The sequence below is a fragment of the Pirellulales bacterium genome (assembly GCA_019636335.1).
GTDB lineage: Bacteria > Planctomycetota > Planctomycetia > Pirellulales > JAEUIK01 > JAHBXR01.
In genome coordinates, this window is record JAHBXR010000003.1 from 198,388 (window position 1) to 215,256 (window position 16,869).

Consider the following 16,869-nt stretch of genomic DNA (forward strand, 5'->3'; position numbering starts at 1 on the left):
CCACCGCAAAAAGGGTGGACGCGACCTGCTGGGGGCGTGCTATGATACGTCCGCGCGTGGCGGCGGCGTGCTACGCTTTATCGACGGGCCTGTTTCACCGCGTTCCAGGGAGTTGACGAACATGGCGCTTGGTGCCGGCTTGATGGCGCTCCTCGTGATCGGGGCGATCGTGCTCATCGGGGCACTGCTGTTGATCACGCTTTACAATCGGCTCGTAACCCTGCGAAACCGCTACAAGAATGCCTTCTCGCAGATCGACGTGCAACTCACGCGCCGCAACGACCTGATTCCGAATCTGGTCGAGGTAGCCAAAGGCTATATGAATCACGAAAAGTCGACGCTCGAGGCCGTGATTCAGGCCCGCAATCAGGCGGTCTCGGCCGGTCAGCGGGCCGCGGCCAACCCGGGCGATGCCGCCGCCATGACGGCCTTGAGCGGCGCCGAAGGAGCCCTGGGGAGTGCCCTGGGACGCCTGTTCGCCCTGTCCGAGGCCTATCCCGACCTGAAGGCGAATCAGAACATGCTCGCCCTGCAGGAAGAATTGAGCTCGACCGAGAACAAAATCGCCTTCGCACGCCAGGCCTACAACGACTCGGTAATGCAGTACAACACGCAGCGCGAAACCTTCCCCACGGTGCTGGTCGCCGGCATGTTCGGCTTCCAGGAGGCCCAGTTGTTCGAGGTCGAGTCTCCCGAAGTGCGCCAGGCCCCAAAGGTGCAATTCTAAGCGTGGCCTATCCGTCGGTCTGGAAAGGGGGCAGGCGTGGATCGCTCGCCCGACCCACTGTTTGTCTCGGGTAGTGGCGGGCAGACGCATCCCTGGACAAAGCTGCGCCCCCAGGCCGACGATCACGTCGCGATCAGCCGCCGCGGGATCCTCGACACGGCGTCGCCAAGGAACTCGCGCCGCACGGCACTCGTGCTGGGGGCAGGTCGTTGTGAGGAGGTTCCCCTCGCCGAACTCGCCGCGCAGTTCGAGCGTGTTCACCTGGTAGACTCGGACGAAGAGGCGCTCCTGGCGGGCATGCGCGAAGCCGGGCTGTCGGGGTCGACCGGCGATCGAGTCGCGTACGAAGTAGCCGACCTGACGGGTGTCTCGGCCTCGTTCTTAGCAGCAGCCGAGACGCTCTCCCTGTCGCAGGGAACGTTTGCGCGGTGGCACGATGCACTGGTCGAGTTGGCCACGCAGACCCAGCCGCGACCGTTTGCTCCCCAGGCTCACGGCGAGGCCGGCAATCCCGCCGTTGGCTACGATCTCATCGTGGCCTCGTGCGTGCTGTGCCAACTGCACGTGGCGGTCGCCACGGGCATCGCCAGCCTGGTTGCCGAGCGATTCTCGAAAGCCGATGCTGCTGCCTTGCACGCCTCGAATGCCTGGACCGAGGCGCTGCAGTCGCTGGCGCGGCGCATGGAAGCCACGTTCGTCGACAGTCTGGCGCTCCTGCTTGCGCCCGAGGGACGAATCTACTTTTCCGATACCGTGCAGGTTTGCTTCATCCACTACCTGCCCGGCGGGGAATGGGGAACGCCGGGCACGTATCGACTGACGCGCACCACCGACCTGGCCGACTATCTCGACCGGCGCTTCGAAGTCGAACGACTGGGAGAGTGGAGCTGGGTCGTGAAGCCGCCTCGTGAATCGGGACAGATCGGCCGGCTCTTTCGCGTGCAAGGGCTGCGATTGCGACTGGCAACTTCGTCATGAGTTCGATGATTGTTTCAGCGAAGCCGCCACGTCGAAATGCCAGCCGACTTCATCTCGCTTCCAGCGCTGAACGTGCCGGCGCTCGCCGAAGAACTCGGAGATGAGCCGTACCTGGATCACGTGTTCCGCCTCGCGCTCCTCGGCGAGTTGCAGCACGACCTCGACATCGTCTCCCGGCGGACGCACCTTCGAGATGATGGAGGCAAAGTGCATGATGCGCCAGCGTTCGAACTCCATTCGTTGGAATTCGTTGTCGACGAGTGAGGCCTGCGCGTGCTCCCAGTCTCCGTCGAGACAATACTGGGTGAACCGCAGCGCGGCCGTTTCGCATGAGTCGTCGCGCGCGAGCAGGCCCAGGCAGAGCCCCCCCAGCAACAACGCAACGATGCCACCGCCGACGGCGAAGGACCAGCGAGGAATCGCGCGGAGCGATGGTTCTGGCTTCGCCGATGGCCGCCAGCGCATCGCTTCAGCAACAGCCTCTTCGCGTGCGAGACGCTGCGCCGCCGCTAGTTCCTGTGGACCATAGAGCTGGCGGTCGGGGCCCGGCAAAAGCTGAAGCCCGCAGCCCAGGCACTCGGCGCCGTGGAGCATTGCTGTCGACGAGGCCGCTCCCACATGCCCACAACGAGGACAAGAGAACTGTACACGCAACGTTCCATGCTGCGAGTGCAGTTTTCCGTCGGGGCCGATCTGGAAACGGCAATCACAGGCCGGACATCGCATGCCCAGCCGCAAGTGTTCCCAGCAGACCCAGCCCTCGCGTTGACAGCCAGGACAAGCGAACGAGACCTTCAGCTCTCGTCCGAGTTGGGGATATGCTTCGTCGGGCGAAGGCGAATCGGCGGCACGCGTCATGCGGCGGCTTCCTGAGGATCTTCCGGACCTGACCAGGCCATGGGCACGCTCGGTTAATACGAGTTCGAACTCAACGCCTCGCCGTTCGAGCGCGTGGTGAGCGCGGCGAGGGTCCATAGTCCGATCTTGTCCGAGAGGAATCGCACCGAGCCATCAGCAAAGCAGAATTCGGCGCCACCGTCGTGGAAGCTGTAGTACAGGTGACCGTATTCGTTCGAGTTATTGATCTTCATCGTGCCAGGGATCGTACCGCCGCACCAATCGACGCGGGTGCCGATCACGTAGGGATTGTCGTTCGTGGCCCAGGCGCCGCCACGGGCACGAGCGCAGTTGGGCAAGGCCTTGTCGGTCTGCGAGGGACGCATCACGCGATCGCGCCACACGTCTTCGCGGCCGGCACATTCGCCGAACAGGATCGTGTTCGAGGTGCCGTCAGTGATCGATTGCAGCGTCGAAGTGCGATACGCGTACGGATAGGTATTACCCGTGGAAATGTTGGGCAGATTGTCTTCGAAGGGCTGCAACGCGCCGGGTAGCACGGTGGACGTGCCGAAGTTCAACTGCAGTTCCGTCGGCAATTCAGTGTTGATGGCGATGTTCACCCCTTCGGGAGCGAAGTAGTCGCCACACGCGCCGATCTTGTCGCCGGACGCGGTATCGATCTTGTTCTCGATGCGTTCCTTGATCGGGGTCGAGGGGCAGATCAGCACTTCGAGAAACAACTGCGACGTCCTGCCATTCGGGATCGCTTGGTTGGCAATGAGGGGATCGTCGGCCTCGGCGCTGTTACGCCACCAGTTCTGGCTGAGATCGTAGTTTGCATTACTGACGACGTTCGCCTGCTCGAGAAAGGGGAGCAGGTCGGGCACCCAACTACGCTGCGGCTTCGTCGAACGCTTCGAGTAGGGAAGCGCACTGTGTGACGATTCGTGATTATGCATGGCCAGGCCAAGCTGCTTGAGATTGTTCTGGCAGGACGTGCGCGCACTAGCCTCGCGGGCGCGTTGCACGGCCGACAACAGCAAGGCCGCCAACAAGGCGATGATCGTCATGACCACCAGGAGCTCGATCAGGGTAAAGCCAGAGCGCTTTGGCATGGCAAACGTCCTTTCGATGACAACTCGACACACAACCGCTTGGGGAAAGAAGGGCACGCAGCGAAAGCGATTGCGGTTGGCGATCGCCGTGCGCTAGTCCGTGAGCTCGTGGCTCGCCGCCGCAGCAAAGCACTTGGCGTGCCAGATGAATCGAAAAAGATTGATCTGTTGCGGCGCAAGCAGTTACGTGTGGTCAGTGCAAATCGCCACACGAGATTTCATCGTTCGCTGTCGAAAGTATCCGCAGCGAAGTCAAGGAAAACGACACGGCACGCATGCGTTGCACGCTGATGTAGCAGGTGTGCGCGAAGTGATGAGTTCGAGTAATCACCTTACTCGTCGTTGGCGAACTGATCGAGCTTCTTCTTCAACGTCACGCGATGCAGGCCGAGTTGGCGCGCCGTGGCGAGAAACTGTCCAGAATTGCGCGCCAACGCCGTCTTCAGCAACGGCGGTTCGACAATCTTCAGCAAGCGCGTGTAGAGATCGTCGACCTGGGGGGTCGAGTCCAATTCGGCGGTCGTCCAGTTGCGGATGAGCGCGGACAAGGTTTCTGCGCAGTCTTGCACGCCTGGCTCGTTGCGCCGAATGGGGGGCGGCAGGTGCTCGGGCAGGATCTGACCGCCGCGCGCGACAACGATCGCATGTTCGAGCGCATTGCGCAACTCGCGCACATTGCCGTGCCAGGGACGCGATTCGAGCGCCGTCCGGGTCTCGTCCGTCAGATGGGGACGCGCCGTGGCCGTGCGCGCGGAGAAAAGATCGAGAAAGTGCTCCGCAAGCTCGGAGATATCCTGCGGTCGATCGCGCAAGGCCGGCACGTGGATCTCGAACGTCACCAGGCGGTAGTAGAGGTCTTCGCGAAATGTCCCTTCGAGCACGCACTGGTGCAGGTTCTGATGGGTGGCCGAGATGACGCGGAAATCGCTCCGCACGGGCTGATTCGACCCCACCGGTAGGATCTCGCCATACTCGAGTGCGCGCAGCAGCTTGACCTGCACCGGCAGGGGAATGTCGGCCACCTCATCGAGAAACAACGTGCCACCGTCGGCGTGCTCGAGCAACCCCTGGCGTGCCTGCTCGGCGCCCGTGAACGCCCCTCGCACGTGTCCAAACAGTTCGCTCTCGGCCAGCGACGGGCTGAGCGAAGCGGCATTCACCGCCACGAAGGGGCCGGTCGAACGACGGCTGTAGCGGTGAATGGCCCGGGCGATCAACTCCTTGCCCGTGCCACTTTCGCCGTGGATGTGGACGCAGGCGTCCGAATCGGCGACCAGCGCGATGCGTTTGAAAACCTCCTGGCTGGGTGGAGACGAACCCACGATCTGCTGTGGGATTTCGGCGATCGGCGGCGCGGCGGCCGGCGCAGGCTGGGGAGCCGAGGGCTTATCGAGCGCTCGTTCGATCGCCCGTTGCGCGACGTCGAGCTCGAACGGTTTCACCAGGTATTCGAAGGCCCCCTTGCGCACGGCATCGACGGCGGTTTGCAAATCGCCATAGGCCGTGATGATGATCACCGGCGGCGCCTCGGCCATCTCGCCGAAGGCCGAGAGTGCGGTCAGGCCATCCATGCCGGGCAGCCGCACGTCGAGGATCACCGCGTCGGGCACATGGCTCCGGGCGAGCTCGAGTCCTTCCTCGGCACTGGACGCCGTGCGCACGGTATGGCCCAGTTCGCCTCCCAAGCGAGAGAGTCCCCAGCAGATGCTCGGTTCGTCATCGACTACCAGCAGATTCGCCATGATCGCACTTCCATTCTTGGATCGGACGCCGCCGCGCGCTCGACCGCACTAAGTCACCAGAACGAGTTCCGATTTCAGTTTCACGTCGCGCGGAGCCGGCAGCTCGACGCGGAAACAGGTGGTTCCCTGCTCGCGGCTCCAGGTGATATCGCCGCCGTGCGCCCGCGCGATTTCGCGCGCCACGGCCAGGCCCAGGCCGGTGCCGTCGGCCTTGTCGGTGACGAACGGCTCGAACAAAGTCCGCGCGATCTCGGCGGTGGGGCCGGGGCCGGTGTCGCGCACGTCGAGCCGCACAGGCTGGCGCGGAATGGACGTCAACTCGACGGTCACCTTGCGCGCTTCGACCGGCAGACGTTCGACGGCGTCGAGGGCGTTGGTCACCAGGTTGACGACCAGTTGCCCCAAGGCCCCGGCATCGCCACGCAGCAAGACCGGTTCCGCCGGACGCGTAAACTCGAGCCGCATGTGCTGATGCTTGGCTCGCGGTTGCAGCAGCCGCACGATGTCGTCGACGATGTGATCGAGCGAGACCCCTTCTTGCGGTTCGGCGCGGCTGCCCAGGGCCAGCATGCGCTGCACGTGCGATTCCATCAGCCGCAATTGGTCGGCGGCCACGCGCAGCGATTCGTCGTCCTCGCTGCACCCGCGCCGATGGAGCTCGATCGCCAGCCGGGCCCCCGTTGCCGAGTTGCGCATCTGGTGCGCCATGCCGGCTCCCAGTTGATCGAGCGTCGCCAGGCGTTCGCGGCGGCGGATCTCTTCGGCCGAACGCGCCAGCCGGGCCGCCATATCGTTGATGGAAATGGCCAGGTCGCGTGTCTCGTCGTCGCGCAGCGGCAATTGCATGGGACGAAAGTCGCCCGAGGCGATCGAAGCGGCATGGCGCCGGACGTGCTCGATCGGCTGCACCAGCCGTCGCGATAGCAACAAGCTGACGACCACCACGGCCAGTGCCGCGAGCATGCCGATCGCCAAGGGAGGAAAAGCCGCGTTCCAGGCGGCGTCGCTCCAGCGGGTATCCGCGTACAGCACGACCAGCGAGTCTCCCACGCGCGGCTGCGAGGCCGATCGCCGCAGGAGCACGCGGTGGGCAACGTAATCCTGTTCGTGGAGCCGTAGCGACGTGGTGTGGCCGATGGCGTCGGGCTCGCGATCGAGCGGCAACGCGGCGAACTCGCTCCCCGCCGATGGCTTGAGCGGCAACGTGCTGCCCCGTACGCCCCCCTGGGAATCGAGCACGACGAATTCCGCGCCGGAAAGACCAGTCATCTGTTCGAGCACCGGATCGGTCAGCGGAAACGTGGCAGCCGCCAGCGTGGAAACAGTCTGCGAAAGACGCGTTTGCTGTTGCTCGCGCTCGCGCCGGCTGCTGACGACGGCCATCGCCACGCTTAGCAACAAAATCGCCACCGTGGCCACGGCAAGATTCGGCAGCAGCAACTGAAGGCGTATGGGCCAACGCATGGCGTGGGAGATAAGCCGGGGATGGTGCGGGATGCCGTCATCCTAGCAAATCGAGCGCAAAAGCGAGAACCATTCCGATGGCGGTTCCACCCGAGAAATCAAGGCCTCGGGCGAGCCAGAGGTCCCCCGGTCTGTCGATCTTTTCGACAGGCGTGTTGCGCTAATCGGCGCCAGGGGGTGGCTCGAGATGGATCTCGGGAATGCGGTCTGCGTCGATTTCGATTTGTGGAAACTCGTCTTCGCAGGCCATCGCCTCGGTGAAGCAGTCGTCGAGCTGCGCGAGAAACTTCTCCAGATCGAGCCCGAGATGGAAGGGACGATAGGGATCGAGATACTTGCGGCATCCCACGTTCAGCTTCTTCGCCCCGCGCAGATTGCCGTTGCCGAAATGGTGCAGGGCGACGGCCACCTGGATCAGCCCCTGGTAGAACTTGCGCGAGTCGCTGCTATCGTCGGTCCACAATTCCTCCCAGACTTCGTGCGCTTCGAAGAAGTCGCAGACGTTGAAATGCTCGATGCCGGCCAGGTAGAGCGGATCGTAGTCGGGGGTATCGGACAAGGGGCGTCTCGCTTCGGCTTGTCAGAGTGAGCGAACGTCGAAGGCCCGATTATACGTGATTTGTCCGATGGCGGCAGATACCACGGCGGTCCGTCACGCGCGGCTGGCGACGAACTCGGCAGGGGCTTGTATGCGATGGACGTGAGGCGGAGGCCGGACTTGCCCGTGTTGCTGGGGACGGAACGCCAGGGGCGATCCCTCCGCACGATGATAATGCTGGGCGTCGGGGGGCGCCGATTTTGTTTGACCGCCGCCATCCCGGCACCCACAATGCTCCGACTCGCCGCCCGGGGGAAGCAGGCGGTGAGGCCACTTCGGCAAGTCTCTTCACGAGCAGGCAGGGAATCCGTGCCCATGGCTTCGCGCACGATGTTCGCGATCGCGGTCCTCTTCGCGATCAACGCGATGAACTTCTTCGACCGCCAGATCCTGGGGGCGGTGGGGGAACTCATTCGCAAGGACTGGCAGTTGAGCGATACCCAAATGGGTTGGCTCGGCACTTCGTTCACGCTGCTCTATGCCGTGGTGGGCGTGCCCTTGGGACGCTGGGCCGATCGGGGAAATCGCTCGCGCATTCTGGCGGGGGGCGTATTTGTCTGGAGCCTGCTCACCGCGGCGTCGGGTCTCGCGGCGAACTTCCGGCAACTCTTCGTGATCCGCTTGGGGGTCGGCGTCGGGGAAGCCACCTGCGCGCCGGCGGCGACTTCGCTGATTGCCGATCTCGTCCCGCCAGCAGGTCGCGGCAAGGCGATGTCCGTCTTCATGCTGGGGTTGCCCGTCGGCATCGCGTTGAGCTACGCCGTCAGTGGTATCATCGCGCATCGGTATGACTGGCAAACCGCCTTCTTCGTCGCGGGATTGCCAGGTTTGCTTTGTGCCGCGGCCACGCTGTGGATTCGAGAACCTGCACGCGGCGCTACCGAAGAGCACGCCATCGGCGACAAGCGGCGCGAAGGTTCGCCCTATCTGTTGGTGCTGGCCACGCCGACGATCTGGTGGTTGATTGCCTCGGGCGCCTTGCACAACTTCAACATGTATGCCATCGCGGCGTTTCTCGCCCCCTTCCTGATGCGCTTTCACGAGGTGGACGTGCGCGAGGCGGGCATCATGTCGATGGTGATCTACGGGCTCTCGGGCATCCCCGGCCTGTTCCTGGGCGGTTGGCTGGGGGATCGCGTCCGACGTTCTCGTTCGAATGGTCGCATGCTCGTCGGGTCGTTCGCCCTATTGCTTTCCGTGCCGTTGGTCTATCTGGCGCTAGGTTGCTCGGCGGGGGATACGCGTGGCTTCTTGATCCTGATGAGCGCCGGCTGCGGCGTGATGTACGTCTATTACTCGACGGTCTACTCGACGTTGCAGGATGTCGTCGAACCCAGCTTGCGCGGCACCGCCATGGCACTCTACTTCTGTGCGATGTACGTCTTCGGTGCGTCGATGGGGCCGATCGGCACCGGCTTTCTGAGCGATCATTTCGCGATCCGCGCCGCCAGCGAGGCCGGGGTCACCGTGTTCGATGAAACAACACTGGCCCCTTTCCGCGCCGCGGGACTCCACTCGGCCATGTATATCGTGCCGGTGCTGGGCGTGGTGCTGACGGTCGTCTTGCTCGCCGCGGCCCGCACGGTGACGGGCGACATGGACCGCCTGCAGCGCTGGATGCGGCAGTCGGCTCAGGAATCGCTCGACGCGGCCGAAGCGTCGGCTTGATCTTCCGGCTTTTGCGCCACGAGCACGATTTGCCGGGCAAAGTCGATGCCGATCGCGCGAAACAGCCAGCCGAGCAGGTAGCGCCGCAGCAGCTTGCGATGCAGGGGATCGTGGTAGATGCGCACGATCTCGCGCGTCGAAAAGCCCGCCATTTCCACGAGCGCCGCCAGCTCGTCGTAACAGAGAGGCGTGCGGTGCGTGGCATCGCGCAGATAGGCCGGCGGATAGTACGTGTTCGGCGTGCTGAGGATCAATGTGCCCCCGGCCGCCAGCAGCGCGTGCAGCCGCGCGAGCCAGGGACCAATTTCTTCGAGCGAGAGGTGTTCGATCACCTCGAGCGCCAACACGATGTCGTAAGGACCTTCGATCGCGGCGAGATCGCGGTAGTCGTGCCGCGTGCCGGGATCGATGTCGCACGATTCGTACATGATCTCGCGGCGCGCCGCGATGAGCGTGCGTTCCATCTCGCGCGCCCCGGCGCCGACTTCGAGCACGCGAGCTCCGTTCTGCACGTGTGCCACGACCACTTCGCGCACGCGCTTCACGATCGGCAGCGCAAAGATCGCGCCGAAGCGCCGCGCTGCCGCGCGGCGATGTGCGTAGAGCTCAGACCACGAAATTATCTTGCACAATGGAGGCGAATGCGTAGGATTGTGAAGAGATCGATGTCACGCCTGCTGCTGGCGACGAAGCCAAGCGCGGCGCGACTCGAAGCGATGCGTGCCGATTCTACCCGGAGACATGCTGCCGACCCAAGACAGGTGACGGCGTCGCTGAGCCGCGTCACGGTCGAAGCAGGCAGTTGAGTTGTTCCCGCGGCGCACCCCTGCCGAGCTTCCGGACCCAGCCCGGCAAACGGCAAGGAGGTCGCCGGTTACGTGTCAGGAGGCCCAACAGGTGGCCAAGAAGAAAGCTGCTAAGAAGGCTGCGACGAAGAAGAAGGCCGCGAAGAAGAAAAAGTAGCGCGTCGCCGTGCGTGAGCACGGTGCTTCTTTGATTGCAAGCTACAACAAGACAGAAACGCCCGCGGTCGCCACGGGGCACCGCGGACGTTTCTATGCGCTCGCGCCGCGGGCAGAACTCGCGCGGAGACGCGGAGGGATCGTGGAGATTCTCACCGTGTCACGCGTTGCGGCGCACTCTTGCCAGGTCGTGGAAGAAGTCTGGATAAGTTTTCGCCGTGCAACCGGGATCGAGGATTCTGACGCCCGCTTGTCGCAGTCCGACGAGGGCCAGGCTCATGGCCATGCGATGGTCGTCGTAGGTGGCGAGCTCGGCCCCGTGCAGCGTGGCGGGGGTGATCTTCAGCCCCTCGTCGAACTCGTCGACCTTCGCGCCCAGCTTGCGCAGCTCGGCAGCCATCGCCCCGATGCGGTCGGTCTCTTTATGGCGAATATGTCCCACGCCGGTGATCGTCGTCGGGCCGTCGGCAAAGAGCGCCACGGCCGCCAGCGTCTGCACCGTGTCGCTGATCGGGTTCATGTCGACGTCGATGCCGCGCAGCTTTCCGCCGCGCAGCTTGATGTGCGAAGGTCCGAACTCGACCTGGCAGCCCATCTTTTCCAGCACGTCGACGAACGCCACGTCTCCCTGCAGGCTGTGGCGCGAAAGGCCCTGGACCGCGATTTCGCCCCCCGTGATGGCGGCTGCCCCGAAGAAGTAACTCGCGGCCGAGGCGTCGGGCTCAATGTCGTACGTGCGCCCCTGGTAGCGACCGGTCGGCACGACATAGCGCGACGCCTCGAGATCGACCACGTCGACTCCGAACGACGACATGACCGCGGCCGTCATCGTGATGTACGGCAGCGAGACGATAGCGCCGGTAATCGATAGATCGAGCCCCTCGCGCATGTAGGGGCCCGCCATGAGCAGTCCGCTGGTGAACTGGCTCGACGTGTCACCACGCACGCTGCCGATGCCGCCTTGCAGGCCGCTCGCCTCGATCGCCAGTGGCGGGCAGCCTCCCGGCGATTCGCACGTCACCCGGGCGCCGAGCGCGTTCAACGTGTCGGCCAGATCTTGGATCGGCCGCTCGCGCATCCGCGGGGTGCCATCGAGACGATAGCGTCCTTCGCCCAGGGCCAGCATGGCGGAGAGAAAACGCACGCTGGTGCCGCTGTTGCCAATGAACAACTCGGCTTCGCGTGCCGGAATACGTCCACCGCAACCGGCGACCGAGATCGTATGCGCTTGCCGGTTCGCGTTGACAGAAATACCAAGTCGCGCGAGCGAGTCGAGCATGACGTGGGTGTCGTCGCTCTCGAGCGCTCCGGTCAAAAGGGATGATCCCTTGGCCAAAGCGGCACAGATCAGCGCGCGATTGGTAATGCTCTTCGAGCCGGGGGGGCGAATCGTGCCCGCCACGGTTCCACCAGGTTGCATCTCCAGGGAATCGCTCACCGCGTTTCCCTCACTTGCTGGCCTGGGTGGCGTCGGCAATCTTCCACAGGTGGCCGACGCCGCGAAGATAGATCGCCCCGTCGACGAGCGCGGGGGATCCGAGCACCGAATCGCCCAGTTCGTTTTCGGCCACGACTTCTCCCTTTTCGCCCAGCTTGACCACCAGCGTGAGACCATCCTGGTTCACGCAATACATGTGATCGCCCGCCAGGACGGGCGTGGCCCAGAAAGTTCCCTTCAGCCGGGCCTGCCACTTCATGTCCGACTTGTCGTCGGCACAGGCGAGCACGCCCGAGCGGTTGATGACGTAGATCAAATCGCGGTCGAACACCGGACTGCCGGCATAGGGCCCCAGGCGATTCGACTTCCACAGCACCTCGACCGCTCCGTCTTTCGCAGCAGGCTTGAGCGCGGTCAGTCCATCGGCCGGCAAGTAGACGATGCCGTCGGCACTGCACGACGAAGCGATCGACTGGCAAGAAGCGTCGTAGCTCCACAGGATCTTGCCGCTCGCAGGATCGTGGGCCGTCGTACGATCGGGAGACTGAATCAGCACGACGTCGGTCGAGGCGCCATTTTCGGCCGGGGCACGGAAGAGTGTCGGCGACGTCCAGCAGGCCGTCTTTGTCAGATCGTGACGCCACAGATCGGTGCCGTCTTTCTTGTTGATGCCGGCGGCAAACGATTCTCCCTGAGACTGGCACTGTACGATCACCGTATTCCCCACGACCAGCGGCGACGAAGCCATGCCGACGTCGTTGGCCGCGGTGGGGTAATCGTGCGTCAGACCGCGCAGCCAGCGGAGATTTCCTTCGAGGTCGAGACAGATCAGGTCGTTCGACGAGTAAAAGGCAAAGATCGACTCGCCGTCCGAGGCCGGTGTCGGCGCGGCAACCGAGCTGGTCGGATGATGCAGCGTGCGGCCGGTCGCCCAGAAACGCCGTTCCCACAGGAGCGAACCATCGGATGTCTTGAAGCACATCACGTGGAGCCGATCATCTTTGATGCCGCTCGAGGCGGTGATGACGACCCGATTGCCGATCACAATCGGTCCGGAGACGCCCGCCCCCGGCAGGGGAGATTTCCAGGCCACGTTTTCCTGGGCGCTCCATTTCAAGGGATAGGTCGAGCCGCTGGCGATGCTCTGGTTGGCGTTGCCACGAAACTCGAGCCAGTCGGCGCCGAGCATGGGGATCGTCGTCAAGAGCAGCAACAGGGTGCTCGAAACGCGTGAACACGTGGGGGCAGATTTCTGTGTCATAGCAATCCGACAACAAAGGGGCACAGGCCGCCGGCCTGTGCGAGGCCTAAAGTAATTCTTCCTATCAATCCAAGCACCGGCTGGCAGCCGGTGCCACGGTTGCCAATGTTAGTTGGAATCTTCCGCAGACGCGGCCGCAGGTTGCGGGCTGATCGCCTTGGCGGGGGTCGGCGGGCGATCGGTCGACAGGATGGCCGTGCCGGTCGCGTCGCACACGCGCAGTTGGAACTGCCAGTCCTGGGCCCAATCTTCTTTCTGCTCGTTCTGACAAATCTTGAGCAAGATGCGGTTCTTGCCCTGGTGCATCGCGCCGGTGGCCATGTACTGATCGATCTCGGAACCGGCGTGGTAGGCCTCGCGTTGATGAACGAGCTGGCCGTTGAGCCAGATCTTGTTGGCGTTGATACAGCCCAAACGCAATTCGACGGGCTGATCGGCCGGCGAATCGAAGTCCGCCACCGCGTAGGCAATCGCGCCGTTGTGCTTGGCGATGGCCGTGTTCAGATTGACGGTGCCGTACTGGTCCTCGGTCTGGTGATCGTTCCACGAGATCTCGGCGCCATCCTTCCCCTCGTAGGTGGCGGCAAAGTCGATCTCCGACTCCGGCGGGAAGGCCTTGTCGAAGTTGATCGATCCGGTGTGATCGAAGGGCCCGATCAGCTTCCACTCCATGATGAAACCGAAGTGCTTCGGCAGATCGACCGTTTCGCCCAGTGCGGTCAAGCGTCCTTCGATGAGCTTGATCTGATCGACGTCGCGGGCAGCGTCGAGCGCCCGACGATACGACCGGATCGCCTCGGCATTCTGCTGGCCCTCTTCTTCCAACTTGGCCGTGTCGAGCTGTCGCGTGACGGCATCGCGGCGGAACTCCACGCTCGGATCGTCGAGCATGTCGGGAATCAAACGGTCGGGCGTGCTCGGGTCGACTCGCGTCAGCCACTCGAAGGCCAGTCGCCGCGCGCGTGGGGCATGGCTCGTATCGAGCACGAAGGCCTCGAGTTCCTTTGCCGGGAGCGCGCCCCCCTTGGCCATCTCGCGCGCGGCCACGGCCTCGACCGCCGCGGCCAGCCAGTTGGCGCTCAGCGGGCCGGCGCCGTCGATGCCGGAGAGGATCTCGGGCAACTGCTCCGCGTCGGCGTTGCTCAACTGCTGCCAGGCCTGCATGGCTTCACGATTGCCGGAGGCCATGGGGCCCACGGAGCGAAGCTGGTTCACCAGGGGTGTCAGTTCGGCGGAAAAACCCGAGGCAGCCGGCCCTAGAGCCAACCCGGCCAGGGCCATGTGATAAGCGAACCGCATCCACGAATCTCCCGAAGTGCGCATCTGGTGAGCCAATCGCCTGCGACGAGATATTGTAGTGGACGACGGCCAAAGCGGGAAAGCGGCGACGGATGGCCCGCTCGTGAAAAACGGTCGGGCGAGTAGCGCACCCGTGGCACGACTACTCGCCCGGCGAGGGGACTCTGCCCCATGTCCCGTCCCGCGTTAGGGGGTGGCGGGATCGATCCAGTAGGTCTGGCCCTCGATATTCACCAGCACGGGTTCATCGAAGGCCAGGTACCTGGCGATCTCGCGGCCATGCTGGTCGGCCAGCTTGAAGTAGTCGTCGCTGAATTGGACGAGACGGATGGCGTTCTTCTCCGCTTCTTCGGACACGGTCGAATCGACCCAGCGATTCGCGCGGCGATAGAACGACTTGGCCCCCAGATTGCGCACGTTGTCGACGACCGACTCCTCTTCATCGGCATGGAGCGAGGGGAGTCCGCGCACGAGTCCGTCGGCGCCACCGACGGCTCCCAAGGCCGCCGGGGCGGCCATCTGCGCGTTTTGCAGCGACGACTTGGCCGCACGTTGCAGGAAGCCGAACTGACCGTTCGTCTCCGAGAGTTGTTCGAGTGCGACGCCCGCTCGCGTGGCGTTGGCGGCCGTCTCGTGCAGGTTGGTCGAATCGTCGGCCAGGAACGACGTGTAGGGGGTCAAGATGCCATGTCGCGTGGCCAGTTCGACCAACTCGCGGACGAGCTCGTCGTTCTTGCCCTTGAGATCGATCTCGTCGATGATCTCGCCGACGCGACGCATGGCCCACAGTTTCTCGACGAAGGCGTAGCTGTCGTCCTTGCTCTTCTCGACCAGCTCGGCGGTGAAGTCGTAACTTTGCCGCGCACCGTGAACCTGGCCGGAAATCGTCACCTGGATGTTGCCTGGCTTGCGGTAACGCCCGACGAGGACGAGCTGTTCGCCTTCGAACAGGTCGTAGTTCTCGCGCGGATAGAGCCGATTGACCGGCGAGCTGTTGCCCGCCTCGTCCATGACAAACTCGATTTTCACGTCGGTGAGCACGGGCGATTCGATGCGGCGATAAAGACGGCTCACGCGGTCTTCGATGTTCTCGTTCGGTTGTACGAACTCGCTTTGGCCGTGATTTACGCGGGCGAGCTTGTCCAGCAGCCGGCTGTTCACGTCAAATCCCACGCCGAAGGGAAAGATCCGCGCGCGGACTTGATTCGTTTCCTTCGTGCGAGCGACGATCTTCGCCTCGTTTTGCTCGCCCTGGGTGGGCAAGCCGTCGGTGAGGAAGATCACATAGTTGGGGCGGCTATTGTCGACGAGCTGGCCTAGCGCGGCGGTCAGCGCGCCGTCGATGTTCGTGCTCCCCCCGGCGTAGAGTCCCTCGACAAACGTCAGGGCCGCCTGGCGGGTCTCGTCGTCGAACTTCTGCAGTTCCGGCCGGAAGAGCTCGATTTCGCTGTCGTAGGCCACAATGTTGAACAAGTCTCCCGAACGCAGGTTATTTAAGACGAACTTGAGCGCGCCGCGGGCTTGCTCGATCTTTTCCCCACTCATGCTGCCGGAGCGATCGACGACGAAGACCACCGTCTTTGCCGGACGCTCGGCGGCCTGCGCCTCGATGCGCGGGCTGGCCAAGAGCAGGAAGAACCCTTCGTCCTCATCCGTGGGGCGATAGCTCAATACCGCCGTCCCCACCTTGCCGGGATCGACCGCGTAGAACAATCGAAAATCGTCGCGCGGGATCGACTTACTGGCCGTGTAAGTCACGGTGGCGTGGTTCGAGTCGGGACGCTCGATGTTCACCGGGTAACTGGGACTGTAGACGTTCTTGATCTCGATGGCACTTTCGATCGTCACCTTCAGTTTGACGTCGTCGATCGGGCGCGAGGTGTACTTCGCCGTGCTCAGCGGGAAGACGAAGTCGGTCAGTCCGCGGTCCGTGCGGCAGATCTGCGAATAACGTAAAGTGACCGTGCGCTTCTGTCCCGCGGGAATCGGGAAGACGCTCGTGCGGAACATGCCCGTGCCGATCCACTCGAGCAGCGCGGGATCGCGATTCTTGCGCACGATTTCTTCGTACAGCTTGCGGGCCTCGTCGGCCGAAAGCAGTTTCGCGGGGTACTCCTTGCCGTCGACGAGCAGCGTGAGTTGATCGACGGCGCCGTCGTAGGGAAGCGGGAAGACAAACTCGGCCTCGAGGGTCGAACTGCCGGTATTCTCGAAGGTCTGCGAGACCTGGACTCGCGCAATTTGATCGACCAACCGCACGTCGACCGAAAGCTCGTCGATCTTATAGCTGGGCTGCGTCGGCTGCGGCAGGATCGGCCGAGGCAGACGCACACGTTGGGCGGGGTCGGTAACGACCAACAAACCCTGTGCCCGTGACACAGAAGTGAACGTCGCGCCCAGCGCCATGGCGATCAGCACCGGAAGCACGAAGGACGATGCGAGGCCGTTCGTGGCTCGCGCCGGATGAGTACATGCGTTCATTTCGATTCCTTCCAGGGGAAGCATGCCGGGATCCCTATTTCCAACGTGCTTGGCCAGCAGTCCTTAGGGAGATTCACCCGCCTCGCCCCGGAGCGGGGCGCACGGCGGAACGAAATTGAGACGCCCGGCCGCGGGCGAAAGTTCCCAAGAAAATTGCCACGCGGGGATGGCCGATCGGAATCGGGCCGAAACAGCGCCTTTGAACTGCTCGGCGGGGCGATTACCATCGTGAGAACTTGGGTCAGCGACAGCGAGGCCGCTTGCCCACCAATTCGACCTGCCTACACGCCGGAGAA

At 63.6% G+C, this 16,869-nt stretch carries 13 protein-coding genes; 3 read left to right on the forward strand and 10 right to left on the reverse strand.

The window, feature by feature from the left end; all coding sequences use genetic code 11:
* The first annotated feature begins 121 nt into the window (after nucleotides 1-121).
* Nucleotides 122-727: a LemA family protein gene (locus KF708_04850; GenBank protein MBX3412025.1), complete on the forward strand. Its 606-nt coding sequence runs from the start codon at nucleotides 122-124 to the stop codon at nucleotides 725-727.
* A gap of 36 nt (nucleotides 728-763) precedes the next feature.
* Nucleotides 764-1,705 (forward strand): hypothetical protein, encoded by a 942-nt coding sequence (locus KF708_04855; protein ID MBX3412026.1) that lies wholly within the window; start codon nucleotides 764-766, stop codon nucleotides 1,703-1,705.
* Here KF708_04855 and KF708_04860 read toward each other — a convergent pair.
* The 5 genes from KF708_04860 to KF708_04880 form a co-directional block, all read right to left on the reverse strand.
* On the reverse strand, nucleotides 1,700-2,563 hold the full coding sequence (locus tag KF708_04860) for a hypothetical protein (protein ID MBX3412027.1): 864 nt from the start codon (nucleotides 2,561-2,563) through the stop codon (nucleotides 1,700-1,702). The genes KF708_04855 and KF708_04860 overlap by 6 nt on opposite strands.
* 53 nt (nucleotides 2,564-2,616) lie before the next feature.
* On the reverse strand, nucleotides 2,617-3,660 hold the full coding sequence (locus tag KF708_04865) for a DUF1559 domain-containing protein (protein MBX3412028.1): 1,044 nt from the start codon (nucleotides 3,658-3,660) through the stop codon (nucleotides 2,617-2,619).
* 332 nt (nucleotides 3,661-3,992) lie between these two features.
* On the reverse strand, nucleotides 3,993-5,402 hold the full coding sequence (locus KF708_04870; protein ID MBX3412029.1) for a sigma-54-dependent Fis family transcriptional regulator: 1,410 nt from the start codon (nucleotides 5,400-5,402) through the stop codon (nucleotides 3,993-3,995).
* A gap of 48 nt (nucleotides 5,403-5,450) precedes the next feature.
* The gene (locus tag KF708_04875; protein ID MBX3412030.1) at nucleotides 5,451-6,866 is read right to left on the reverse strand and encodes a HAMP domain-containing histidine kinase; all 1,416 of its coding nucleotides are present in this window, start codon (nucleotides 6,864-6,866) and stop codon (nucleotides 5,451-5,453) included.
* 160 nt (nucleotides 6,867-7,026) lie between these two features.
* Nucleotides 7,027-7,425 (reverse strand): DUF309 domain-containing protein, encoded by a 399-nt coding sequence (locus KF708_04880; protein MBX3412031.1) that lies wholly within the window; start codon nucleotides 7,423-7,425, stop codon nucleotides 7,027-7,029.
* Nucleotides 7,426-7,779: 354 nt separating this feature from the next.
* Between KF708_04880 and KF708_04885 the strand changes: the two genes are divergently transcribed.
* On the forward strand, nucleotides 7,780-9,132 hold the full coding sequence (locus tag KF708_04885) for an MFS transporter (protein ID MBX3412032.1): 1,353 nt from the start codon (nucleotides 7,780-7,782) through the stop codon (nucleotides 9,130-9,132).
* Here KF708_04885 and KF708_04890 read toward each other — a convergent pair.
* The 5 genes from KF708_04890 to KF708_04910 form a co-directional block, all read right to left on the reverse strand.
* A complete protein-coding gene (locus KF708_04890; GenBank protein MBX3412033.1) occupies nucleotides 9,096-9,677 on the reverse strand; it encodes a methyltransferase domain-containing protein in 582 nt (193 codons plus the stop codon). The genes KF708_04885 and KF708_04890 overlap by 37 nt on opposite strands.
* Before the next feature lie 577 nt (nucleotides 9,678-10,254).
* On the reverse strand, nucleotides 10,255-11,514 hold the full coding sequence (aroA, locus tag KF708_04895) for a 3-phosphoshikimate 1-carboxyvinyltransferase (GenBank protein ID MBX3412034.1): 1,260 nt from the start codon (nucleotides 11,512-11,514) through the stop codon (nucleotides 10,255-10,257).
* A gap of 28 nt (nucleotides 11,515-11,542) precedes the next feature.
* Entirely contained in the window at nucleotides 11,543-12,793 is a 1,251-nt protein-coding gene (locus KF708_04900; protein MBX3412035.1) for a PQQ-binding-like beta-propeller repeat protein, read from the reverse strand.
* Nucleotides 12,794-12,901: 108 nt separating this feature from the next.
* Entirely contained in the window at nucleotides 12,902-14,092 is a 1,191-nt protein-coding gene (locus KF708_04905) for a hypothetical protein (GenBank protein ID MBX3412036.1), read from the reverse strand.
* Between the two features lie 186 nt (nucleotides 14,093-14,278).
* On the reverse strand, nucleotides 14,279-16,573 hold the full coding sequence (locus KF708_04910; protein ID MBX3412037.1) for a VWA domain-containing protein: 2,295 nt from the start codon (nucleotides 16,571-16,573) through the stop codon (nucleotides 14,279-14,281).
* Nucleotides 16,574-16,869: the final 296 nt, after the last annotated feature.